The organism is Tepidibacillus sp. HK-1 (assembly GCF_001748485.2).
GTDB classification, from domain to species: domain Bacteria; phylum Bacillota; class Bacilli; order Tepidibacillales; family Tepidibacillaceae; genus Tepidibacillus_B; species Tepidibacillus_B infernus.
In genome coordinates this window covers 1-24,700 of record NZ_BDGM02000007.1, presented here as the reverse complement: position 1 = coordinate 24,700, position 24,700 = coordinate 1, and the positions used below count along the sequence as shown (strand labels likewise).

At 35.9% G+C, this 24,700-nt stretch carries 24 protein-coding genes, 1 tRNA gene and 3 pseudogenes; 12 read left to right on the top strand and 16 right to left on the bottom strand.

Annotated elements, in window-relative coordinates:
• Nucleotides 1-227: 227 nt before the first annotated feature.
• Nucleotides 228-324: transfer RNA gene (locus tag BEN26_RS04915), tRNA-Sec, on the bottom strand.
• Between the two features lie 173 nt (nt 325-497).
• Here BEN26_RS04915 and BEN26_RS04910 point away from each other — a divergent pair.
• Together BEN26_RS04910 and selB are read left to right on the top strand one after the other, a co-directional pair.
• Nucleotides 498-896 carry a hypothetical protein gene (locus BEN26_RS04910; protein ID WP_069797685.1) on the top strand — a complete coding sequence of 133 codons (399 nt, stop codon included), beginning with the start codon at nt 498-500 and terminating at the stop codon, nt 894-896.
• A gap of 92 nt (nt 897-988) precedes the next feature.
• Nucleotides 989-2,911, top strand: a complete 1,923-nt coding sequence (gene selB / locus BEN26_RS04905; RefSeq protein ID WP_069797686.1) for a selenocysteine-specific translation elongation factor — start codon at nt 989-991, stop codon at nt 2,909-2,911.
• Nucleotides 2,912-2,960: 49 nt separating this feature from the next.
• On the opposite strand, the gene BEN26_RS04900 is transcribed toward selB, so the two are convergent.
• Nucleotides 2,961-3,323, bottom strand: a complete 363-nt coding sequence (locus BEN26_RS04900; protein WP_068723446.1) for a DUF4190 domain-containing protein — start codon at nt 3,321-3,323, stop codon at nt 2,961-2,963.
• A gap of 140 nt (nt 3,324-3,463) precedes the next feature.
• Here BEN26_RS04900 and BEN26_RS04895 point away from each other — a divergent pair, with 140 nt between their 5' ends.
• The 3 genes from BEN26_RS04895 (at nt 3,464) to BEN26_RS04885 (ending at nt 7,193) form a co-directional block, all read left to right on the top strand.
• Nucleotides 3,464-4,051, top strand: coding sequence for a 5' nucleotidase, NT5C type (locus BEN26_RS04895; protein WP_069797688.1), 588 nt, complete (start codon nt 3,464-3,466; stop codon nt 4,049-4,051).
• Nucleotides 4,052-4,225: 174 nt separating this feature from the next.
• On the top strand, nt 4,226-5,275 hold the full coding sequence (gene mnmH / locus BEN26_RS04890) for a tRNA 2-selenouridine(34) synthase MnmH (protein WP_181482199.1): 1,050 nt from the start codon (nt 4,226-4,228) through the stop codon (nt 5,273-5,275).
• 82 nt (nt 5,276-5,357) lie between these two features.
• Nucleotides 5,358-7,193 (top strand): S8 family peptidase, encoded by a 1,836-nt coding sequence (locus BEN26_RS04885; protein ID WP_069797690.1) that lies wholly within the window; start codon nt 5,358-5,360, stop codon nt 7,191-7,193.
• A gap of 64 nt (nt 7,194-7,257) precedes the next feature.
• Here the strand turns inward: BEN26_RS04885 and BEN26_RS13920 are convergent.
• The 9 genes and pseudogenes from BEN26_RS13920 to BEN26_RS04850 form a co-directional block, all read right to left on the bottom strand.
• Nucleotides 7,258-7,464 (bottom strand): annotated as a pseudogene (locus tag BEN26_RS13920) (thioredoxin family protein); the annotation flags it as partial.
• Nucleotides 7,465-7,476: 12 nt separating this feature from the next.
• Nucleotides 7,477-7,911 (bottom strand): thioredoxin family protein, encoded by a 435-nt coding sequence (locus BEN26_RS04880; protein ID WP_220126409.1) that lies wholly within the window; start codon nt 7,909-7,911, stop codon nt 7,477-7,479.
• Nucleotides 7,912-8,044: 133 nt separating this feature from the next.
• Nucleotides 8,045-8,440 carry a NifB/NifX family molybdenum-iron cluster-binding protein gene (locus BEN26_RS04875; protein ID WP_069797692.1) on the bottom strand — a complete coding sequence of 132 codons (396 nt, stop codon included), beginning with the start codon at nt 8,438-8,440 and terminating at the stop codon, nt 8,045-8,047.
• A 143-nt stretch (nt 8,441-8,583) separates the two neighbouring features.
• Nucleotides 8,584-8,877, bottom strand: a complete 294-nt coding sequence (locus tag BEN26_RS04870; protein WP_068727437.1) for a ferredoxin family protein — start codon at nt 8,875-8,877, stop codon at nt 8,584-8,586.
• The gene (locus BEN26_RS04865) at nt 8,877-10,169 is read right to left on the bottom strand and encodes an FAD-dependent oxidoreductase (protein WP_068723439.1); all 1,293 of its coding nucleotides are present in this window, start codon (nt 10,167-10,169) and stop codon (nt 8,877-8,879) included. The genes BEN26_RS04870 and BEN26_RS04865 overlap by 1 nt, the downstream gene beginning before the upstream one ends.
• On the bottom strand, nt 10,162-11,151 hold the full coding sequence (locus BEN26_RS04860) for an electron transfer flavoprotein subunit alpha/FixB family protein (protein ID WP_068727439.1): 990 nt from the start codon (nt 11,149-11,151) through the stop codon (nt 10,162-10,164). The genes BEN26_RS04865 and BEN26_RS04860 overlap by 8 nt, the downstream gene beginning before the upstream one ends.
• A gap of 180 nt (nt 11,152-11,331) precedes the next feature.
• Nucleotides 11,332-11,487 (bottom strand): annotated as a pseudogene (locus tag BEN26_RS14065) (DUF362 domain-containing protein); the annotation flags it as partial.
• Between the two features lies 1 nt (nt 11,488).
• Nucleotides 11,489-12,307 (bottom strand): electron transfer flavoprotein subunit beta/FixA family protein, encoded by an 819-nt coding sequence (locus BEN26_RS04855; RefSeq protein WP_068727438.1) that lies wholly within the window; start codon nt 12,305-12,307, stop codon nt 11,489-11,491.
• Between the two features lie 234 nt (nt 12,308-12,541).
• The gene (locus BEN26_RS04850) at nt 12,542-13,381 is read right to left on the bottom strand and encodes a LysM peptidoglycan-binding domain-containing protein (RefSeq protein ID WP_069797694.1); all 840 of its coding nucleotides are present in this window, start codon (nt 13,379-13,381) and stop codon (nt 12,542-12,544) included.
• Between the two features lie 123 nt (nt 13,382-13,504).
• Here BEN26_RS04850 and BEN26_RS04845 point away from each other — a divergent pair, with 123 nt between their 5' ends.
• The 6 genes and pseudogenes from BEN26_RS04845 (at nt 13,505) to BEN26_RS04820 (ending at nt 16,975) form a co-directional block, all read left to right on the top strand.
• A complete protein-coding gene (locus BEN26_RS04845; protein WP_181482198.1) occupies nt 13,505-13,729 on the top strand; it encodes a hypothetical protein in 225 nt (74 codons plus the stop codon).
• A gap of 36 nt (nt 13,730-13,765) precedes the next feature.
• Nucleotides 13,766-14,014: a spore coat protein CotJB gene (locus BEN26_RS04840; RefSeq protein ID WP_069797698.1), complete on the top strand. Its 249-nt coding sequence runs from the start codon at nt 13,766-13,768 to the stop codon at nt 14,012-14,014.
• A 17-nt stretch (nt 14,015-14,031) separates the two neighbouring features.
• Nucleotides 14,032-14,592: pseudogene (locus tag BEN26_RS04835) on the top strand (manganese catalase family protein); the annotation flags it as partial.
• Nucleotides 14,593-14,709: 117 nt separating this feature from the next.
• Nucleotides 14,710-14,883: a spore coat associated protein CotJA gene (locus tag BEN26_RS04830; protein ID WP_181482197.1), complete on the top strand. Its 174-nt coding sequence runs from the start codon at nt 14,710-14,712 to the stop codon at nt 14,881-14,883.
• 246 nt (nt 14,884-15,129) lie between these two features.
• Nucleotides 15,130-16,617 carry a succinyl-CoA:acetate CoA-transferase ScpC gene (scpC, locus tag BEN26_RS04825; protein WP_069797700.1) on the top strand — a complete coding sequence of 496 codons (1,488 nt, stop codon included), beginning with the start codon at nt 15,130-15,132 and terminating at the stop codon, nt 16,615-16,617.
• A 166-nt stretch (nt 16,618-16,783) separates the two neighbouring features.
• Nucleotides 16,784-16,975 (top strand): hypothetical protein, encoded by a 192-nt coding sequence (locus BEN26_RS04820; protein ID WP_068723429.1) that lies wholly within the window; start codon nt 16,784-16,786, stop codon nt 16,973-16,975.
• Nucleotides 16,976-17,020: 45 nt separating this feature from the next.
• Here BEN26_RS04820 and cydB read toward each other — a convergent pair whose 3' ends face one another.
• The gene (gene cydB / locus BEN26_RS04815) at nt 17,021-18,043 is read right to left on the bottom strand and encodes a cytochrome d ubiquinol oxidase subunit II (RefSeq protein WP_069797702.1); all 1,023 of its coding nucleotides are present in this window, start codon (nt 18,041-18,043) and stop codon (nt 17,021-17,023) included.
• Between the two features lie 31 nt (nt 18,044-18,074).
• On the bottom strand, nt 18,075-19,430 hold the full coding sequence (locus tag BEN26_RS04810) for a cytochrome ubiquinol oxidase subunit I (RefSeq protein ID WP_069797704.1): 1,356 nt from the start codon (nt 19,428-19,430) through the stop codon (nt 18,075-18,077).
• 430 nt (nt 19,431-19,860) lie between these two features.
• On the opposite strand from BEN26_RS04810, the gene BEN26_RS04805 reads away from it, so the two are divergent.
• The gene (locus BEN26_RS04805; protein WP_069797705.1) at nt 19,861-20,529 is read left to right on the top strand and encodes a TMEM165/GDT1 family protein; all 669 of its coding nucleotides are present in this window, start codon (nt 19,861-19,863) and stop codon (nt 20,527-20,529) included.
• 74 nt (nt 20,530-20,603) lie between these two features.
• Here BEN26_RS04805 and asnB read toward each other — a convergent pair whose 3' ends face one another.
• The 3 genes from asnB to BEN26_RS04790 form a co-directional block, all read right to left on the bottom strand.
• Complete coding sequence (gene asnB, locus BEN26_RS04800; protein WP_069797707.1) at nt 20,604-22,445, bottom strand: asparagine synthase (glutamine-hydrolyzing); 1,842 nt, start codon at nt 22,443-22,445, stop codon at nt 20,604-20,606.
• A gap of 163 nt (nt 22,446-22,608) precedes the next feature.
• Nucleotides 22,609-23,853, bottom strand: coding sequence for an ammonium transporter (locus BEN26_RS04795; RefSeq protein WP_068723417.1), 1,245 nt, complete (start codon nt 23,851-23,853; stop codon nt 22,609-22,611).
• Between the two features lie 27 nt (nt 23,854-23,880).
• Complete coding sequence (locus tag BEN26_RS04790; RefSeq protein ID WP_068723414.1) at nt 23,881-24,219, bottom strand: P-II family nitrogen regulator; 339 nt, start codon at nt 24,217-24,219, stop codon at nt 23,881-23,883.
• Nucleotides 24,220-24,700 lie beyond the last annotated feature (481 nt).

Here is a 24,700-nt window from a genome sequence, read left to right as displayed (position 1 = left end):
ATAGTTCTATTTTCAATTCTTTCTTTCCATAAGAAAAGGTTTGTATATTCCATCGCGCTCCGTCATCCGTGCCCTTCTATAAATAAAGATTAAGGAGAGAAGGGCACTTCTGAAGGTCGCAGCTTATGGAATATACAAACCCTTAAATGACAAGTGGAAGAAAGTTATGCTTTCTTATCTTTTTAAAAAACAACCACAAATCCCTGTGATTGCTAGTTTTTAAGTATTGGCGGGAGTGGATGGGAATCGAACCCACCAGGGACGTCACGCGCCCCTCACTCGGTTTTGAAGACCGGGGAGAACACCAGAATCTCAGCCACTCCCTTAAGAGTTACATAACATATTATACACGTTTCGTTTACAATTGCAAGCTTACCCTATCGGGTATCTCCTTCTAGGTATATACCTATTTTTTCAAAATTTTGTATCCAAATTGGGTGTTATGCCATACATTGATGGTGTAATAGGCAAATAACTCGAAGGAGGAACAAAATAGAATGGAAAAAATGGAAATTCAACAAAGAGAACCCTTATATTCACCTTATCAACAACCAGCATTACCAACACAACCTACAATGCTTGAGGATCAACAATTTACTTATCCTTGGTTTGGGCAATATCCTAGTTATGGCCAATATCCTTGGTATGGACGCAGACCTCGTTGGGGGCGCCATCCATGGTGGGGACATCAACCTTGGTGGTATGGTAGTGGCTCCTATCCTTGGTATGGTACACCCATACCTTATTCAGAGACAAATGAGGGTGCCGAAACAGAAGATGAAGATGATGTAATGACAGAACAATTTGGCTTTGGATACCCTTGGTTTGGTTATCCTGGATTTGGCTATCCATGGTTTGGATTTTATCCATGGTGGAGACGCCGTTTTTGGTGGTAAGTGATAAAGTGAAGCGAACTATTCGCTTCACTTTTTGATATAATGACGTAAGATACCCTATTCACTATTTTGCATGTAAAGGAGCCTTATCTATGCAAAAGCATTATATTGTTGGTACTGCGGGTCATATTGACCATGGAAAAACGACATTATCCAAAGCCTTAACGGGAAAAGACACAGACCGTCTAAAAGAAGAAAAAGAAAGGAATATCTCTATCGAATTAGGCTTTGCGCCCTTTCTGCTACCAAATGGTGATCAAGTTTCCTTAATTGATGTACCAGGTCATGAAAAATTTATTCGTCATATGGTTGCTGGTGTTGGTGGTATTGATTTAGTCTTACTTGTTATTGCAGCAGACGAAGGGATTATGCCGCAAACAAAAGAACATATGCAGATCATAGAATTACTAGGGATTGAACATGGAGTGATCGTCTTAACTAAAAAAGATTTAATTGATGATGAATTTTTACAACTTGTTGTGGAGGAAGTAAAAGAAACTATAGAGGATACCATCCTTAAAGATGCACCTATCATTTGTGTTTCAAGTACGACAAATGAAGGAATTGAAGAATTAAAGCAAATGATACAAAATCAATTACAACTAATTCCTGAACGTACTTATACTGGCTTTTTTCGCATGCCGATTGACAGAGTATTTACCTTGAAAGGAATTGGAACTGTTGTCACAGGTACAGTTTATTCTGGAAATGTCGAAGTGGGACAAGAACTAGAAATCCTACCTTCCAACCATAAAGTACGTGTTAGAAGTCTACAAGTTCACTCAGAAAGCGTTGATCAAGCATTTGCAGGCCAACGTGTCGCAATCAATCTAACTGGAATTGAAATAGAAGATTTAAAACGTGGCGATTCTGTGGTTACCCCAAAACAATGGGAACCAAGTGAACGGGTGGATATTCAATTACATATTCTTAAGGATATTGACTTTTCAATTAAACAAAATACTGAAGTAAAATTCCATGTTGGGACTTCAGAGGTCTTAGGAACGCTCCTTTTATATGATCGTAAAGAAGCGTTGCCTGGTGACACAGTCTATTGTCAGATTAAATTAGAAGAGCCTATTATTTCATCGCGTAAAGAACGATTTATTATCCGACGCCCTTCTCCAGCTGCGACAATTGGTGGAGGAATGATCATTGAACCCAATGCAGAAAAACATAAGTATCGCCAAGAAACCGTAGAGTTATTAAAGCAAAAAAGCAAAGGCACTCTAGAAGACTTGCTTTTACATCAGTTTTTAACCCTTCCACAGATTTTCTTGTCTTTAACCGACTTATCAAATCTATTCGTTTTACCAGACACTGAAATCTTGGTCGGTGTTAATAAGCTTATTCAAAATCATAAAGTAAGCCCATTTAATCAAAGTTCAGTCCCATTTTACGCTTCAAGTGACCGATTAGCAGAGCTAGAAAATAAAATTACATCGTTTCTCGAAGGTTACCATACAACTTATTCTATTCGCAAGGGACAAGCAAAATCAGAATTGATTAAACAGTTTTTACCTAAAATAAAACCAAAAATGGCACAAGAAATCCTTCAATACTGGCAGGATAAAAACTTATTAAAAGTGAAGGATGACTATATTTCTCTCTTTGCTTTTTCACCTCATTTACCCGAAGAACTGCGGAAAAAAGCGGAGTTATTAGAAAAAAAATTGATCCAGCAAGAATTTAACCCTGATACATGGGATGACCTAACAAAAGAATTTGGGATCAATGACAAAGAAAAAAATGAGCTGTTTTCCTTTTTGATAAACCAAGGGAGAATTTATAAGTTAACGGATAAAATGGTTATTCATGCTCAATCCTTTGACAAGTTAAAAAAATTGGTTACAGATTTTTTAATGAAGGAAAAGCAAATAACCATCCAGCAAGCAAAGGATTTACTAAATGTTTCACGTAAATATTTAGTCCCTTTATTGGAGCTTCTAGACCAAGAGAAAGTAACGGTTCTTAGGCAAGGGCAAAATTACCGTGAACTTCGATCATTAAATTAAAGCTTTCTTTATCATTTAAAAACAGCACCTGCAATAGGTGCTGTTTTGATTAGTACACAAAGGTCGAAACAATAAGAGTACCTAACAAACCAATTACCCCTAGCCCCATTGCCCAAATCCCAAGGCCTTGATCTCCCCTTCGGTAGGCGAGATATCCTAACACGATTCCGATAGGCGCTAAAATATAAGGTAAAAAGAATAAGGATAATATAGATAAAACGATCCCAATTACAGCCGTTCCAGAATATTGTCCCGACTCTTTACTTGATTGTTCCCCATGAATATCCTCTTTAACCTTTCCCCTAAAGGGAACTATTTTTTTTGGTAACTGAGGTGTTAGTTCTGTTGCCAATTCCTCTTTTGTTAACGGCCTAAATTCCTTTAGAACTGTAATATTCTTCTTTTTCGACATGGAACTCCTCCATTCCAAAATAATCAGAATACAGTTCCTAACCTTATTATTGTTTCAACATAAGCTTAATATGTTAATCAAATATTGACAATTTTTCAAAAGGAAGATAGTATGTATCAAAATAAGGGGGCTTTCAAGTAATGATAAAAAAGGAATTTACTTTAGGGATTGATATTGATGGAACAGTAACAGATCCATATACCTTTATTCCTCATTTAAACCAATATTTTAATAAAAACTTTTTATACAATGAAATTACAACCTACGATTTAACAAAGCTTTATAATATTGATGAAGAGGAATATTTAAATTGGTATAGCCAATATGGAGCTGACATTTATCAGACAGCACCATTAGCAAAAGATGCAAAGAAAACACTCTCCTATTTAAAACAAAGTTATCGTTTAATCTATATTAGTGCTCGAGAGGAGGAATACAGGTTACCTACTATGAAATGGTTTGAATCTCAAGGTCTTCCCTTTGATCGAGTTGTTTTAACAGGTTCCCCAAACAAAATCCAACAAGCAATTGAGTATGAAATCGATTTATTTCTAGAAGACCATTATGTAGCTTCTTGTCAAATGGCACAAGAATTAAACATTCCCATTTTATTATTTGATACACCTTATAATCAAGGACCATTGCCAGAACAAGTAACAAGGGTTTACTCATGGCAAGAAGCAAAACAAAAAATTACTCAATATACACAAAAGGTTATGAAGCGTTAATTCTTCATAACTTTTGTGTTTGTAGCTATCTATTTTCTTTTAATTTATTTGTATATGACCTCTTTTTTTATAGTGTACAAAGAAGCTTAAATTATCCTAGGATAAAAATTGATGTATAATAGGTTATAATGGAATTAGTGTAATCTTGATTTTGACAAACTAGAGGTGAACTTTTTGTTTAAGGATATTCAATATACTGAAATTGAAGATAAGAAACATCATTTATTAATCGATGTGAGATCACCAAATGAATACCATGAAGCAACCATACCTGGGGCAATCAATATTCCCCTTTTCGATAATGAAGAAAGGGCATTGGTTGGAACAGTTTATAAGGAAAAAGGGTCTGATATTGCAAGAGAACTTGGGTTAGAAATTGTTTCTCCTAAGATCCCTCAGCTTGTAAAACAAGTGAGACAAGCCCTGCAACCTGGCCAAGTACCTGTTTTCTTTTGCTGGCGTGGTGGTATGCGAAGTAAGTCAATGGCCACATTTTATAGTTTAATTTACCCTGAACCTTATCGGCTTGAGGGAGGGTATCGTGCTTATCGACAATATATCGTCGAAGAGATTCCAAAAATGGATCTTAACATCCCTACTTTTGTCCTTCACGGAATGACAGGGGTTGGAAAAACCACCCTCCTTTATAAATTAAAGGAATTAGGCCTATCTATTATTGATTTAGAAGGAATGGCTCATCATCGTGGTTCAGCATTTGGTGCGATTGGTTTAGAGCCCGTGAATCAAAAAACGTTTGATTCTCAAGTATATGAAGTATTAAAAGAAATTCGGCAGGCTAGAGCTGTCGTAATCGAAGCAGAAAGTAAGCGTATTGGTAAAATTATCGTGCCTGACAATATTATGAATGCAAAGGAACACGGACATCATATTTTGATTACTGCCTCTCAACCCATTCGTATTCAACGAATACTAGAAGAATATCGGTTAGACCAGTATAAAGAACCATTTATAGATGGATTAAAAAGAATTGAAAGAAAATTACCAACAGAAGTAAGACCGCTTTTATTTGCTGCCGTTGAAAAGAATGAGTTTTATCAAGCGATTCAGCTCCTACTTGAATATTATTATGATCCTCGTTATCAGTTTGCAACAGATCAATACCAAGGATCTTTTTTTGAAGTGAATAGTGATAACCTTGATCATGCTGCTAGAGAAATTGTCCAATATATAGAGAATAAAATAGCCGCATTCTCCTTAAACTAATCTTAAGGTCTTAATCTCCCTGCTTATATGACAGGGAGACTATTTCTTTAAAACATATGTAAATGATCAGGAGAGATGTAATGTGACCCGTTTTATTCGTTCAATCATTGCCTCTGGTATTTTATTAGGTATTGTCATCAGTCTTGCTTTGCCCCCTGTTACGCCTTTTACATTTCAATCTCGTTCCCTTCATAAAACCAACTTAAATGAAAAAATGGCCGAAACAGATTATATAACTGAAGATGCATGGCTTACGTCCAAAATGCAAATCCAATCACTGATACCAATCATAAAACAAGAATTAAAGCAAATGGATGATTCTACTTCCTCTTATGATCAAGTAAAGAAAAATCATTCGAATATTTTATCGATTCGATTAATGAAACAGACTTCACTTTCTGTTAAGGAGAACCTGGATCCTAAAAGAGATCAAATCTTTATTCAATCAAATAAAGATAAGTCATTAGTTTATATAGAAGTCCCAATTTTTAAAAATAATCGCTGGAATACCTATCAAATAACATTAAGAACCCCTATCTTTTCGGAAATTGAAAAGAAACAACAATTGCGAATGTTTACTGTTACCCATTTGCAAAACAATAAATGGAAAACAATACCTACTAAATATTCATCTAGAAAACGCTTAAGTCTGGGGTTAGAGGAAAATTTGCCTGATTTGAGGCCAGACCAAGAAGAAAAAGGGATCAGTCACTACATACAAAATGAGGTTGTTATAAAGTTTAAAAAACAAATGAATGAGCAGAATATCCAAGCTTTTCTTAAGAAATACCAATTGACAACGAAAAAAAGACGAGACCATACGATTATTGCCCATTGTCCTAAACGTTCAACTAAAACACTTATTCGCTTGTTAGAAAAAGATCCCGCAATTGAATATGTGGAGCCTCATTTTATTTATTTAACTAATCAGAAACCAACACAGCTTAAACCGCTTATACCTAATGATAGCCTTTATATAGATTATCAATGGAACTTACCTACCATCTTCACAGAACAAGGTTGGGAGCTTACAAGAGGCAAAGAAAATATGATTGTAGCCGTGATTGATACAGGGGTAGATTTAAATCATCCAGAATTCAAAGAAAAGTTGGTTAAGGGCTATAATGTGATTAACCCTTCCCTTCCTCCCATGGATGATGATGGTCATGGTACACATGTTGCGGGAATAATCGCGGCAAATACAAATAATTATGAAGGGATTGCCGGTATTACCTGGTATAATAAAATTATGCCAGTTAAAGTTTTGGATCAATCTGGAGCAGGTACCCTATTTGATGTAGCTGAGGGAGTGATATGGGCTACAGACCATGGAGCAAAAATCATCAACCTTAGCCTTGGCAATTATGCAGAATCAAAATATTTACACGATGCAATTCAATATGCTTATTCCAAAGATGTTGTCCTTGTTGCAGCTACTGGAAATGATAATATTGATGAATTAGGTTATCCAGCAGCCTATCCTGAAGTGATTGCGGTATCTGCTGTAGATGCTCAACAAAACAGAGCAGAATTTTCTAATTATGGCCCATATGTAGATGTGGTTGCACCCGGAGTAAATATCGCTAGTACCTATCCAGGAAACCGATATGCAGCGTTATCAGGTACATCGATGGCTAGTCCTCATGTTACAGGATTAGCAGCTTTAATTCGTTCCAGAAACCCTAATTTAACAAATAAGGAAGTGATAGACATTATTAAAAACACCACTACAGACTTAGGGGCCAAAGGGAAAGATGAATATTATGGTTACGGGGAGATTAATATTTTAAAAGCCATCACTACAAGTTCGGTAAATGTTACACCTATCAAAACTCATCCTCAAAGTAAAACAAAGCCTAAAAGTTTTTTTCAACGATGGCTTGAAAATTTAGCAAACTTTCAATTATGGAAAAAATAAAAGTAAAAAAAAGCCTTAGGTTAACATGTTTAACCTAGGCCTTTTTGTAATCAACGATCCTTTATTAGCGAATCGCTTCCATAATTTTTTCTAGAATCACTTCTTCTGGAACTGCTCCCTCTTGTTCTGCTTTTCCATCGTTAATTACCGTTTTTGGTACACCATACACATTATACTTTCCAGACAAATCAGGAAATTCCATTGCTTCGATCATTTCTCCACGAATATGTGGGTTAACCATAGCCATATGATGAGCCACGCGAACCGCGCGAGGACAATATGGTCAGGTAGGGGTTACGAAAACAGAAATGGTTACATCTTCAGTAATATTTTTTAATTGCTCTATCGTTGCTTGTGATAACCCAGTCTTTTCATTCGCAATATCAATAATATCCTCAATCAAAGTACTAAATTCATAACCCGAAGGGATCCCATAGAAGCGAACCCCAGTATCTGTTCCATCTTCCTTCACAAAAACAATGGCTGGAACTTTGTCTACGTTTAGACGATTTGCTTCCTCCGCATGTTCATCTTTATCCAATACTTGTAAATCAATACCATCAGAAAGTGCTGCAAGTTCTTCTAAAATTTCCTTTGTATCATCACAATAATCGCAGCCAGTTTTAGATCCAAAGAAACGAATGTGTGCAGTTCCTTGCATTTGCTCATTAAACATATTACGTATCGTTTCTTTATCCTTTTCATCGATTTTTGCCATTTTCTCATCTCCTTTTCATGTCATATGGAAAAGAACTATTTATATCTTTCCCTATTTAACTGTTAAATTAACATCAATATATTAAAACTTATTATCGGTACATTCAGTACATAAAGGTTACAAATTGTATGTATTATTCTACAAACCCTTGGTCAGCTAATGCTTGAACTGCATCCTTTGCATTACCTTTTGCACCAATAACAATCTTAATATCAGTTTCATTGATCACCTTTTGCATCCCTGGCCCAGCATGATCAAGCAAAACTAAATCAACTTGATGCTCTACTAAAAAATTCTTTATTGCTTGATGATGGTGACCATGTTCGTGATGATGGTCGTGATCGTGATGATGATAACCATGCTCATGCTCATGATGATGATCATGACCATGCGTTTCCGCAAATGGAGCTGCTACCTCTTCCCAAGAAATAATCTGCTTATTCTCAATGGTAGCAAAAGCAAGTTTGTTCGCTCTACCAAAATGCGCGTTGACCATCCCATTTGGTAACACAGCAACTGCTACTTTCATGATTACACCCCCTAACATTCGGAAACATATACCCCAATAGGTATATTATACTAAAAAGTAAAAAAAAGCAATGGTCTCAATAGTCCTAAATGCAAAAAGGGAAACGATTCCCATAAGGTATATCGTCTCCCTATCAAAAAATTTTATGCTAATCTGAAGATAACTCCTAAACCACCTTTAGGATATCGCCATTCAATATTGTCTTCTGGACAACCGATACGGCAGCTTCCACATTCATGACAGCCTTCAAAGCCGACAAACATTCGGTCTCCTTCCCATTTGTAAACTTCACCTGGGCAGAAAAACGTACAGTATTTTCCCTCACAATCAGCACAAACCTGGTGATTCTTAATAATTAGATGAGATTCTTTATCAGATACAAATCGTGTAAGATACTGTAAATCTTCTATTTTAACCTTTTTTAATGGTTCTGCCATCACTTCATCACCTTCCATACGCGGTATAGGTCGCGAATTGTGTTTATTGTTCCCCTATCTTGAACCATACCTAAAATCTTCTTCTGTTTATCCCATTTTGAAGCACCATCAACTGTAAACATTTCACTTGCAGCACGATTTATCATTGGGATGAACTCTTTAAAATACTGAGGATGGCGATCTAATGCATGTGCAGCATCTTTATATTTTTTCAAGTCTTGGCCTACAAAACTCTCCATTAGTTTTGTTCTGTAAGTATCTAACATATTTTCAGAAAAGTCTCCTACTTGTTTAGCTAAAATCGCTGTTTCTGCAGCTAGGCGCCCTGAAGCCATTGCAAGGTTTGAACCCTCACGGTGTATCCCATTAACGAGTTGGGCTGCATCCCCAACTAGCATAACTCCATGTCCTACAAGTTTTGGAATGGAATGATACCCACCCTCAGGAATTAAATGCGCCAAGTACTCTTTAGGTTCTCCACCCTCAATCAATTTACGAACCATCGGATGCTGTTTTAAGGTTTCTAAAAGTTCATGTGGGCGCATTTTTGTTTTCATTAAACCTGAAAGAAGTGTTCCCACACCAATACTAATACTATCCTTATTCGTATAAATAAATGCAGTACCAAGCATCCCTTTTGTTGAATCACCAAATATTTCAATGGTGGCCCCTTGATTAGGCTCTAAATTAAAGCGATCCTCAATTTTTTCAGGTGGTAAATTAATCACCTGCATGGCAGCTAAAGCGACTTCATTTGGTTTTAACTCTTTATGGAAACCTAATTGTTTAGCAAGTAATGAGTTTACACCATCAGCTAAAATAACAAGGTCAGCATAAACATCTCCATCAGGACGATCTGTTCTAACTCCTAGTACTCGATCATCTTCCACGATCACTTCTTTTACTACGGTTTCATTGATCAATAGCGCTCCTTGTTCAACAGCCTTATTAGCAAACCATTGGTCAAATTTTGCACGTAACACAGTGAAGTTATTATACGGTGCTTCTGCCCATTCTAAACCTTTGTATCCCACTTGGAAAGCCGATCTTTGGTCTAACATCCAAAATCTTTGCTCTACAACTGGTCTTTCAAATGGTGCTTCATTAAGAAAATCTGGAATAATTTCTTGTAATTGATGGCGGTACATCACACCACCCATTACGTTTTTTGAACCAGGATATTCACCACGTTCAAACATAATTACATTAAGTCCTGCTTTAGCTAATGTATAGGCAGCAGAAGATCCAGCAGGCCCGGCACCGACAACAATCACATCAAATTTTTCAGCCATGTTTTCTCTCCCCACTCTGCACTAGTTTCTTAAACTCATTAATAAATTTTGGAACAACTTCAAATGCATCACCAACAATACCATAGGTGCATTTTTCAAAAATTTGAGCATTTGGATCTTTGTTAATGGCGACAACGATTTCTGAGTTCTCCATTCCAACCGTATGCTGTACGGCACCTGAAATCCCTATTGCAAAATATAATTTAGGGGCAACCGTTGTTCCTGTTTGGCCAACTTGTTCTGAGTGTTCAGCCCAGCCTGCTTCAACTGCGTCACGACTAGCGCCAACAGCAGCACCTAAAACATCAGCCAATTCTCTGACTAACTGGAACCCTTTTTCATCTTGTAAACCTTTACCACCTGCAACAATCACATTAGCATCACTTAAGCGAATCTTATTTCCTAATTCTTGAACAACACTAATTACTTTTGTTTGCAATTGATTTTCGTCAATGTTAATTGGATGTTCAACCAATTTACCTGTACGACCTTTAATTGGATCAATGGCTTTCATCACCTTTGGACGAACGGATGCCATTTGTGGACGATGATTTTTACATAGAATCGTCGCCATAATGTTTCCACCCATCGCTGGACGAGAAGCCTCTAGTAATCTATTTTTCAGATCGATATCTAAACGAGTACAATCAGCAGTTAATCCTGTCCCTAATTCTGTCGCAACAGTACTTGCTAAATCACGACCGATAACGGTTGCACCAAATAATAAAATCTCAGGCTTATATTTTTTTACTAAATCAACAACACCAACTTGATAAGCCTCTGAACGGTAATGTTCTAATACTGGATGATCGATAGAATAGACTGTGTCAGCTCCATACTCATAAAGTTCATTTACAATCTGATCAACCTTATGGCCTAAAAGAACACCAGCCAATTCAACATTTAATTTGTCAGCTAATTTACGACCAGCACCTAATAATTCAAGGGATACTGGGGCAATTTTACCACTACGTTGCTCAATATAAACCCATACACCTTGATACTCAGATTCTGGTAAAACAACTTCTGGTTTCTTTTCCTCTTTGGATAGTGGTTTTACCTCTTTAGATTTAACTTCTTCCTTATTTGAAACCTCTTCAGTTTTTTCTTCCACTTTTGGCTCTTCAACCACTTCTTTTTTCACACCAAAAGGCAAAGTAATAGCTGAAGTAGGACATACTTCTATACATTCTCCACATTCGATACATTTATCTGGAATCACTTCTGCTTGCGTTGCTCCCATGAAAAGAGCATCATGGGGACAAGTATCGATACAAGCACCACAAGAAATACATGCACTAGAAATTGAAACGGCCATCTTATACTCCTCCCTTAGCGAACAATCCATGAACGTTCAATAATTTATCCATGACATGATTAACAACTTCATCAGCAGTTCCTTGGATCTTCTCTCCCCCTGATTGTTTTGGTGGAGCAAAAATTTTACCAACAACGGTTGGAGAACCTTTTAAACCTAACTGACTACGGTCAACCTCAATGTCATTTGTTGTCCATACGATTGGATTATATTTCGCAGCTTTGATCATATTTGGTAGAGGAGCATATGTTAGTTCATTAATTTCTTTCTCTACTGTGATTAGACATGGTAATTTAGATTCTACTACTTCATGTCCATCTTCAATTTTACGACGAACACGAATCATCTTTTCTTCAGCTGAGAAATGTTCAACTTGATTGACTTGTGCTAATACTGGTATGCCTAGACGTCTAGCAATACCAGGGCCTACTTGGGCTGTATCGCCATCAATTGCTTGCTTTCCAGCAAAAATAATATCCACTGGTTCTTTCTCTGCAATTTTTTTAATTGCTTGCGTAAGCGCATAACTTGTTGCCAATGTATCAGATCCTGCAAAGGCACGGTCAGAAATAAGCACCCCTTCATCAGCACCTAATTCAATACATTTTTTGATGGTACTGACAGCCATCGGTGGACCCATTGAAACAACAGTCACTTTGCCCCCAGATTGTTTCTTTAAGCGAACAGCTTCTTCTACTGCATGTGCATCATATGGATTAATAATTGATGGAGCACTACTCCGATCAAGTGTGTTTGTTACTGGATCCAATTTTACTACACTTGTATCCGGTACTTGTTTCACACATACTACATAATGCATATCAATTTCACATCCTCTCCCTGAATATTTACATTTCTTGGTGTACATTTCTTTAATATAAAATAGATTTCTGTTTGCAAAATTCTTCACAAACTTGTACTACCTTAAGAATAGTAAATTATCCAAAACTATGCAATGCTATTTTTAAGAATCTATCATATTTTTTTATCTTTTTTTCAACTAATCCTCCAATTGTAAAGTTCCTTCAAAAAAGCTTTGGCAAAAATACCAAAGCTAATTGTATAACACATCTACTTTTACTCCTTTTTTTACCCCAAACTTTAAAGCTTCATTTACATCTTCAAAATAGATGTCGATTTTATTGCCTTTAATTGCGCTGCCTGTATCTTGTGCCACACGATAGCCTATCCCTTCAATATAAACTCTTGTACCAATAGGTATCACTTTCGGATCTACCGCAATCGTAATCCCTTCTTGTACACGTGCTCCACTTGAAGTTATCCCATATCCTGGATCCCCTGGTCTTTTACCAGTCGATTCATATCCAGCAGTATAAGCAGTTAATGTGAATAATCCTGATTTTCTTATTTGGGTTCTACTTGTACTCACTGAAGCAATTTTCACACGATCAACTTTTGGTAATTTAATCATTGTTCCTATTACCAATTGTTTAGGATTTAAATTTTGGTTCAAGTTTAAAAGAGAATCTACTGATGTATGATATTTCCTTGAAATTGCCCATAGCGTATCGCCCTTTTGAATTTGATAAACTTGGGTTTCAGATAGCATCGTTTCATTTTGTTCTGCAAATGCTTTGTCTATTGAAGGATAATCTAAATTTTTAAGGTACGGAATCGTTATCGTAGAACCAATCTTTAAAGCTTTAAAATTAAGGCTAGGGTTTACTTTCACAATATCTTTCCAATCAATTCCATATCTTTTCCCAATTTGATATAAGGTGTCCCCTTTTTTTATGGTGTAGGCGATTTGTTTTGTTTTTAGGGGCGTAATCTGTTTATTATAATCATCTGATAGAATCATTCTAGCATTTACCTGTGTACTCATTAAAATGAAAAATACTAGAATAAACGTTATTGCTTTTCTTGTAATCATAGAATACTCCTTTCATTGATTTTTAAAAAAACAACTATTCCCATGATTACCAACATTTCTAATAACTATACCCGTTAAATGATTTAAGCGATTTTTAGCATATAGTTTTTACTAGATTTAGCCATGCTAAATTTAAGTGAGGTAAAAGTAGGAATGAAAAAGGATGTTGATCCTGCATTTATGGCAGAATTCAACACCATTGTTGTCGGTGAGATCAAAGCATATTCGGATGGTCGATTCTTCGGCCATCTTTTTTTTGATAAAGAAGTCAACTTTTTTTCTTCAACTAGTTCATTACCCAAAATTTGGGCAATTGTCCCCGTTACTGATAATTGCCTATTTGAATAAGGTGTTAAGGAAGAAGACCTAGAGGAGGAATCTTTAATGGATAAAGCATTTGCCTTATTGCGCCAATATCAAGAATTAGAATTTGCAGCCGTAGAAATTAGATTATACTTAGATACCCATCCATTTGACCAAAGAGCGCAATGCGATTTTAAGCGTTACACCTATCAAATGATGATGTTAAGACCACATTTGGAACGTCATTTTGGCCCTTTACAGCAAGGATTTTCTTATGAAAATCCTGCACGTTGGATTGATGAACCTTGGCCATGGGAATTAAATTACTAGGAGAGGAGTGTTAAAGCATGTGGATCTATGAAAAAAAACTTGAAATCCCTGTTCGAGTAGAAAGACCTGATCTAAGAATTGCTAAATTCTTAATTACCCAATACGGTGGTCCAGATGGAGAATTATCGGCTGCATTGAGATATTTAAATCAAAGGTATAGTATGCCAGATAGAAGAGCTAAAGCACTCCTTACTGATATCGGAACAGAAGAATTAGGACATTTAGAGATTATTGCAACGTTAGTTCATAAACTGGTCAAAGGTGCCACTCCAGAGCAAATGATCGCTGCTGGTTTAGGTGGCCATTATGCAGACCATGAAAAAGCCTTATTCTATGTGGATGCAAATGGTAACCCATGGACAGCTACTTATATTCAAGCAAAAGGAGATCCGATCGCAGATATAGCAGAGGATATCGCTGCAGAAGAAAAAGCGAGAGCAACTTATGAAAATCTAATCAATCTTTCTGATGATCCAGGAGTGATTGACGCGCTTAAATTCTTAAGAGAACGTGAAGTCGTTCATTCACAAAGATTTAGGGAGATTCTGTATATGTTAAGTGAACATAAAATAACAAAAAAATATAGACCTGCTGAAGTTTATGAAACAAAAGATATATTTTCAGATACGAATGTAACCCCTGACGAAATTTTAGACTAATAAAGAAAGAAAATCTTAAAGAAGGGAGCATTGCGAGTGAGAAGACGACCCTATCCTCCTATACCGATTCCTCCTGTGAAACCTATGCCAGGCCCTGGAAGAGATTACTTAGACCAATACTCTTTACCTAAGGCACTAGAGAAAGGTACACTCTTTAAATGGTTATATGATCCTTATGAAAAGAAAGGATTTTATCCACCTTTTATGTAACATGTGAATAAGAATCAAAGGGATGCAAAACTTGCATCCTTCTTTGTTTACCTTTATCGATAATGAATAAAAAATTAATAATTTTTTAAAAATTATGTATTATAAATGAAATGAACGTGATATAATTTAACTGAATATTCTAATCATTCCTTATTGTGCTAAAAGGAGTTTAATCGCTAAACGTTTCTAACGATTAGTGGAAACGCTTAGTAAAAAAAGAAAAAATTTAATGGGGTGAGTGAAGAGATGTACAAAGAAAGGATCCGATATGCACCTTATTTAGACAAGGTCATGGATGCAGAAAAAGCAGCCGATTTTATTAAAGATGGCATGATTGTGGGGGCAAGTGGTTTTACTCGAGCGGGAGATCCAAAAGCCGTAACTTTGGCATTGGCGGAAAGAGCAAAAAAAGAAAAGATTAAAATCAAATTTTGGACAGGTGCATCTTTAAGTGACGAAGTAGATGGTGGTCTTGCTGAGGCAGGTGCTTTAAGTCATCGACTTCCCTTTCAGGCAACGAGAAGTATGAGAGATTTGATTAACAAAGGTGAAATTTTATTTACAGATCAACACCTTAGCTTAACAAATGAATGGATTCGAAATGGGGTTATGGGTCCAATTGATATTGCTCTTGTTGAGGCTGTTACGATTACTGAAGATGGATACATTATTCCTACGACATCAGTAGGGAATACCCCAATTTTTGTTGACCAAGCAAAAAAAGTAATCATTGAAATCAATATGGCGCATACTCCACTTCTAGAAGGGGTACATGATATATATTTACCAGAAAAACGTCCTGGCCGTGAACCTATTCTGTTAAAAACACCTATGGAGAGAATTGGAACCCCTTACATTAAAGTAGATCCAGAAAAAGTGGTAGCTATCGTCATCACTGACCAAATGGATGTCCCTTCAAATATTCTTCCTGCAGATGAAGAAACAAAAATTATGGCGAACCATATCATTGAGTTCTTAAAAGAGGAAGTAAATCAAGGACGTATACCAAACAGTTTAATGCCGTTACAATCAGGTGTCGGAACGATTGCTAATGCTGTTTTAGAAGGTTTAGTCCATTCTCCATTTGAAGATTTAATCGTGGCTTCAGAGGTTCTTCAAGATGCAGTTTTCGAATTATTCAAAGCAGGAAAAGTTAAATTCGCAGCGGCTACCTCAGTCACTCTTTCACCTAGTTGGACAAAAGAATTATTTGAGAATTTCGATCAATATAGAGACAAATTAGTCTTCCGTCCTCAAGAGATCAGTAACCATCCAGAATTAATTCGTAGAATGGGTTTGATTGCAATCAATACTGCATTGGAAGCTGATATTTATGGAAACGTCAACTCAACACATGTGGCTGGTACCCATATGATGAATGGTATTGGCGGTTCTGGAGACTTTGCTCGTAATGCAGGACTTTCCATTTTTGTAACCAAATCTATTGCAAAAGATGGCAAAATTTCTAGTATTGTCCCCATGGTTTCCCATGTTGACCATACAGAGCATGATGTACAAATCCTTGTCACTGAGCAAGGGTTGGCTGATTTAAGAGGTTTAGCTCCACGAGAGAGAGCTGAATTGATTATTGAAAAATGTGTTCACCCAATGTATAAAGATAAAATGAGAGAATATTATAATGAGGCATTAGAACGCGGTGGTCATACACCACATGTTCTTGAAAAAGCACTATCCTGGCACCAGAAATTACGTGAAACTGGAACGATGCTATAATCTATTTTGAAAGAGTTCTATACGAACTCTTTCTTTAATTAATTTAATACGGGAGAAGATAGGGTAGTCAATTGAGCTTAAATCTACTATAATAATATTGATACAGGTTTTTCAGGCATTACGATTCATTTTTAGTTTTACCATACTAAAAAATGAGGTGAGCCATATGGAAACTGTAAAATTATCAACGATTGTTAAATTTGTATCTCCCGATTTAGAGAATATCTTAACAAAGCATGAATTAGAATCACCTGTAGTATTAAAAAATGGAATCGACTCAGTCACAGTCGATGATATGATGGAAATTATTGAAGCGATGATTATACAAACCAAAACAAACGGTACCCTGTTTCATTAAGGGTACCGTTTTGCATCTTTAAATATTTCTACTTTTCATTTCATCTTAGTAATGGCTATCTTGTTCTGTTACTTTATCAGAAAATATTTTATAAACAAAAATTTGATAGGCGATCACAATGGGTACAAAGATAATAGCCACATAGAACATAATTCTTAACGTATATTCACTGGAAGAAGAATTAAATATCGTTAAACTATACTTCTCATCAATACTAGATGGGATCATATTTGGATACAAACCAATAATGGTAGTATAAATCGTCATTAATATCGTAACTGAACTTGCAAAAAATGCACGAATCGCATCCTTCTTTTGTAAAAATCGTCTAGTAAATAATAATGCCACAACAGCTAACCCTGGCACGATCCACAAGATCGGCTGTTGGAGATAATTCCTATAGAGATTTGTTGCCACACTAGTATAGATTAAAAAGATACCCGCAAGGATTAAAGCAATGACCCACAACTTTGAAGCATAGGTTAATGCCCTTTCAGATAAATGACTCATTGTTTTAGCAGCAATCCATATCGCACCTGTTAATGAAAATAAGGCAATAAATACTAATCCTCCTAAGAGACCGTATGGATTAAGCAATGAGAGTAATGTTCCATGGTAGCCACTATCATCCATGGCTAACCCTTGGAAGATATTCGCAAATGCAACTCCAAAAAGTAGAGTAACTAACAAACTACCTGAGAAAAACGCCCACTTCCAAGCTTTTCTCCAAGATTGATGATCGCTTTTATTCATAAATTCAATGGCCGTTCCTCTAAATATCAATCCCAATAAAATGAGCATCAAGGGCAAATAAAGATAACTAAACATCAAAGCATAAGTGGTTGGAAAAGCTGCAAAGGTAGCACCACCAGCTGTAATCAACCATACTTCATTTCCATCCCAAAAAGGTCCAATGGTATTTAATAAAAGTTTACGTTCTGAATCATCTTTCGCAATAAATGGATAAAGAATTCCTACGCCTAAATCAAATCCATCTAGCATAAAATAGACGGCCCATAAAGTCCCCCATAATCCAAACCAAGTGATGGCCAATGCCGTATATGACATTTTTCATTCCTCCCTTATTCCAATCAAAATACTATGCCTGAAAGCCTGTCGATTGATCGATATGTATCTTAGTAGGCTTTTCAAAATCCGGACCCATTTTTGCATATTTCACCAGCAAATAAAGATCGGCAACAATTAAAATCGTATAGAAAACAACAACACCTATTAAAGTAGTAAGAACATTTGAAGCAGGAATAGGAGAAACTGCATCTGCGGTCTTCATTAAGCCATAAACAATCCATGGTTGTCTTCCGACCTCTGCCACAACCCATCCTAAATTAATTGCAATATAAGGTAAAGGAATAGAATAAAGCATCATTTTTAAATATAGTCTTGAATCTAATAATTTATTTTTTCGCTGCAAATACCATCCGATAAAGGACATAAGAATAAAATAGACTCCTAGTCCTACCATGATTCGAAATGCATAAAAGGTTAAATTGACTGGTGGTCTTTCCTCTAAAGGAAAATCTTTTAATCCCTTTATCGTAGCGTTTGGATCTTTAAACGCAAGAAAACTAGTCAATTTAGGGATTCCTAATGTTTCGATACGGTTCCCCTCATTCTTCTCATCAGGAATTTGTAAAAGATACATAGGTGCACCTTGTTGTGTTTCCCAAATCGATTCCATTGCAGCAAATTTAGCGGGTTGTACATCAGCTACATTGCTACCATTCAAATCGCCTAATACTGCTACGCCAATTGAAGAAAAAATAGCAAATATTAAAGCAATGCGGAATGACTTTTTAAAAAAGTCAAGATGTTGATGTCGCAATAAATGATAAGCACTAATTCCTAAAACAAAGAATGCCGAGAGCACGTATCCAGATAAAACAGTATGAAAAAACATTAACCATGCATATTTATTAGTAACAACCGCCATAAAATCAACCAACTCGGCTCTTCCATTACGAAGAACATAACCAACAGGGTGTTGCATCCAGCCATTAGCAATAATAATCCAGACAGCAGAAAGATTCGTTCCTAACGCTACCATCCATATGGCGAAGGCATGTAGTTTTTTTGAAAGACGATCCCACCCATATATCCAAACACCTAAGAAGGTGGACTCTAAAAAGAAAGCAACAGTCGCTTCAATTGCTAAAGGTGCACCAAAAATATCGCCAACATATTTAGAGTATTCACTCCAGTTTGTCCCAAACTGGAATTCCATTGTGATACCTGTTACCACACCTAAAGCAAAATTGATAATAAATAGCTTCCCCCAAAACTTAGCCATCTTTTTGTACATGATATCATTGGTTTTTACATACAAAGTTTCCATGATAGCAACTAAAATAACAAGTCCTAATGTGAGTGGTACAAATAAAAAGTGAAATCCAATTGTAATCGCAAATTGAAGTCTACTTAATGTAACAACATCCATTTACCTTTCCCCCTTTTTACATCTATTTATTTAGTATGTATAGAATATTTTCCATTTTATTTTACTACGACTTGTGACAAATATCACTACTTTTTTAATATTTTATTATGTATAATTTGTGAAGGTTATTAACGCTAATATTATTTTATAACATATAAAACTTAATAAGTATAAAATGTAGAATATTAACGACAAATTTCATTTATTCCTTGTATCCCCAGCATTCATTTGATAAAATATAAATGTAATTAAAGGGGAGTAGCTAACGTCTACATATGGCGTTGTATGGGGTCAACACACTGATGATGATTTGATCATCTGGCCTCATTGTTTGGTTGAACCAAAAAGCGAGACTTTTAATACTTCTTTGTGATATTTATCACTTAGATGTATTGAAAGTCTTTTTTTCATGAAATGAAGGGGTGATTTTTTGATTTCTTTTCTTGTTGCAACTGTATTTGTAACCTTAGCTGAGATGGGGGACAAAACTCAACTATTGGCAATTGCCTTTGCATCAAGATATTCAAGCAAACAAGTAATGTTAGGTGTGTTCCTAGCCACTATTTTTAATCATGGTTTAGCAGTGGCATTTGGCGATTTTTTAACTTCTAAAATTTCCTTAGATATGATCCAAATTGGTGCAGCGGTTTCATTCGTATTATTCGGAATCTGGACAATTCGAGGGGATCAATTAAACGGAGAAGAAAATCGTTTTAAGACATTTGGCCCAATTATGGCTGTTACCATGGCTTTTTTTATCGCTGAATTAGGGGATAAAACTCAATTAGCTACTATTGCTTTGGCTGCTAAATATCAATCGCCTTATTTTGTATTGGCTGGTACCACATTGGGAATGTTAATTGCTGATGGAATTGGAATCTGGTTTGGAACTTGGTTAAACCAAAAATTATCTGCCCAGATGATCAAATGGATTTCAGCATTCATCTTCATTTTCTTTGGTCTAGCTGGACTCTATCGCCATTTGCCAGATTCTTTAATCCTTTATCTTAATTTCATTACGTTAGTTCTGATTCTCGGTGTTGGATTTATATTTAGAAAAAATGTATCAAAGGAAAAATTACATTCAGAAAAACTATAACAATTGACTACTCCCCAAAGAAAAAACTATTCTCTCCTAAAATGAGAATAGTTTTTTCCTATCTTTATTCCCGTTTAACGGATCTTTACATGATACTCTTTTAACCAAAAATTAACTTGCACAAGATAAGCTAATAACTGTGGCCCTGTCATTAATTGTCCAAACCATGGCACTTTAAAACTTTCACCTCCTGAGTTTGCAATCTTTTCCACTTTTTCTTTATCAATTAATTGAAGAATAGGAGAAGCTGGATCATGGAGAATTTCTAAGATTATCTTGCTTACAGCAACTGTGTATTCGGGATTATGAGTTTTTGGATATGGACTTTTTTTCCTGATTAAGACCTCTTCCGGCAATACACCTCTTAACGCTTTACGTAAAAGCCCTTTTTCCCTATTTTCAAGATTTTTCATTTCCCAAGGAATATTCCATAAATATTCTACTAATCGGTGATCAGCAAAAGGAACGCGAACTTCAAGGCCTGTTGCCATCGTCATGCGATCTTTACGTTCTAATAAAGTCTGCATAAACCACGTCATATTTAAATAAAACAATTCACGCATACGGCTTTGCAGTGGTAATTCTCCATCCAGCTTTGGTACTTCATTTAATGTTTGTTGATAACGTTTGTTTAAGTAATCTTTCAAATGAAGTTGCTCTCTTACCTCTTTTGCTAAAATACTTTCTCTTTCGGAAATAGAACGTAACCAAGGAAAAGTATTAGATGCCAGATCATCTCTACGATAAAACCATGGATAACCACCAAAAATTTCATCAGCACATTCTCCTGATAAACCAACTGTCGCATTTTTTTTAATTTCCTTACTAAATAATAAGAGAGAAGAATCTACATCCGCCATCCCCGGTAGATCCCTAGCCATAACTGCATCTTTTAAAGCTTTTACTAAATCAATCGTATTGATTTCTACATAATGATGGTGAGAACCAATAAATTCTGACATTTGTTTTATATAAGGTGCATCTGAATTAGGTTGAAACTCATTCACTTTAAAATATTTTTGACTTCCTTCGTAATCAATCGAATAGGTATCTAGCATTTTACCCCTTTCTTTATAGTGATTAGCGGCAATAGCTGAAATCAGACTAGAATCAAGTCCTCCGGACAAAAACGTAAATAAAGGAACATCGGAGACCAATTGTCTTTCCACTGCATCAAATACAAGTTCCCGTACTTTTGCCAATGTTATTTTTAAATCATCTAAATGAGGTTTGCTCTCTACATTCCAATATTGGCGAATTCTCATTCCATTGCGATCAAAAATTAAATAATGACCTGATCTTAATTCAGAAATTCCGAAAAAAACACCATGGCCAGGTGTCCTAGAAGGACCTAATGCAAATACTTCTGCAAGACCTTCCTCATCAACTTCAGGTAAGACATCTGGATGAGCCAATAATGCTTTTAATTCTGATGCGTATAAAAGTTTATTTTTATCTTTGATATAAAAAAGTGGTTTTACTCCTAAACGATCTCTTGCCAAGAATAAACGTTGTTTATGTTCATCCCAAACACCAAAAGCAAAGATACCATTCAAATGATCAACACAATGTTCTCCCCACTCAATATAAGCGATCAACAAAACCTCTGTGTCTGAATAGGAGAAAAATCGATGTCCTAGTAATTTTAATTCTTTTCTCAACTCTTCCGTATTGTATAATTCTCCATTATAGGTAATCACATATCTATTATCACCATATTGACGAACCATCGGTTGGCCACCGCCTTCTGGATCGATCACAACTAAGCGTGTATGAGCAAGGGCCGCATGTCTAGATACCCAAGTGCCACTTGCATCAGGACCACGGTGGAGCATTGTCATCCCCATTCTTTTTACTGTTTCTTCAAATTGATTTAAGTCTTTTTCCCAATCTATCCAACCCGTAATTCCACACATTATCTATTCATCCTTTCTTCGATCATCATTCAACACTCTATTCTAAGTGAAAGAAATTATCATTCTCAATTTTTATTCTACGCCTAATATCTAAAAAGGTGCATAAAAAAAGGAGGACATTGAATCAAATGACTTCCTCCTCCATTTTTCAATAGAAAGTATTCTATTTATTGTTGATGACAGGAATTTGATCACGAAGAAATAATGTAGAATAAGCGTAACTTCCATGTTCTGTAATATCTAAACCCTCTTTTTCAACTTGTTCAGACACTCTTAGCCCAATTGTTTTTTCTATTACCTTGAAAATAATAAAACTTGTAGAGATCGTCCACAATGCTACAGTAGTTACACCTAAAGCTTGAACAGCTAATAACTTAAAACCTCCTCCATAAAATAGTCCTCCATCTGTAGCAAACAATCCAACTGCAAGTGTTCCAAAAATGCCACCAATTCCATGAACAGGAAAAGCACCCACAGGGTCATCTATTTTTACATAATCAAGAAACTCTACAGCAAAGACGAGTATAATGCCAGAAATAACTCCAACAATAACTGATCCAAGTGGAGAAAATGAAGCAGCACCTGCTGTAATACTTACTAAACCTATTAAAGCAGCATTTAACGTCAAACTAACATCAACTTTTTTGTAACGAATAGATGTAAAAATCATAGTGGCTAAAACTGCTGCAGAAGCACCTAATAAGGTAACTGTAAATATATCAGGAATACGAGCATCACTAGCTGTTAAAGCACTACCTGTATTAAACCCAAACCATCCAAACCAAAGAATAATGACTCCTAAAGCACCTAAAGGTATATTATGTCCAGGAATAGCATGAACCTTATCATCTTCATATTTCCCTATACGAGGCCCTAGAATTGATGCCCCGACTAATGCAGCCCAGCCCCCAACTGAATGAACGACAGTTGAACCAGCAAAATCGATAAATCCTAATTTAGAAAGCCAGCCGCCTCCCCAAGCCCAATGACCAACAATTGGGTAAACAATTGCAACTAATAATACAGAAAACATGACATAAGCACTAAATTTTATTCGCTCAGCTACAGCACCTGAAACAATAGTAGCACTTGTAGCAGCAAATACTGCTTGGAAAGAGAAAAAAGCTGCCAAAGGAATCGATAAATCTACACTAATGTTTTTCATGAGAAATCCCGTTGTTCCCAAAAAGCCATTGAAATCTTCTCCAAATGTTAAGCCAAATCCAATCAAATAAAATGCTAATGGCCCTAATGCAATGGTTAAAAAGTTCTTCATTGTAATATTTAATGCGTTCTTTGCTCTGTTAAAACCAACTTCAACCATAATAAATCCAGCATGCATGATTAAAACAAGAGTTGTAGAAATAAAAACTAGTAAAGTATCTAATGAAATTGTTAAATTTTCCATTTTATTTTCTCCCCTTTAATTCTATTTTTATAAAGCATTTTCACCTGATTCTCCGGTTCGAATTCGATATACTTCGCTTATTGTAGATACAAATATTTTCCCATCGCCTACCTGAAGAGTTCGTGCCACTTTAAAAAATTCATCAATGACCATATCTTCCATTGCATCGGGAATTACGACTTCTATTTTTACTTTTGGTAATAGATCCACAGTAAATTGCTGTCCCCTATAATATCCAGATTGTTTAGGTTGATTACCACATCCTTTTACTTCTGTTACCGTCATTCCATGAACCCCCAACAAACTTAAAGATTTTTTCATCTCTTCCAACTTTTCCGGCCTAATAATCGCTTCTATTTTTTTCATCAATTCATCTCCTTTCTAAAGAAAAACTTTAAATTTGATAACATCATAATAAATGTAAGTTTTTATTTCAAATTATGTAAGAAAACCTAACATATATAAAAGCCGATTATTTCTTCTATTTAAAGCGCTTTCTCTTGTTTTTTCGTATTTTTTAATTATTTTAATAATTTAAATTCCGATTTTATCTCTTATAAATTATTATTCATGTTAGATTTTCTAACATGAATAATTTTGTAAAGGCAATCGGGTAGGAGGCTGGCCATTATTTGACCAGCCGACCTCCCACAGCACCGTACGTACCGTTCGGTATACGGCGCTTCCAAAGTTTACACGTCACTTCGCAGAATAACACTCGCTAAAACTTAGATATCCAGCTCGCTTAAATCGCTCGTTAGATAGGGCTTTTGTCAAGATAGGGCTATGAGCAGTACGCCAATAGCCTTTTCTTGTATTCGCCCACATCCACGCTTGCTCCTCACTC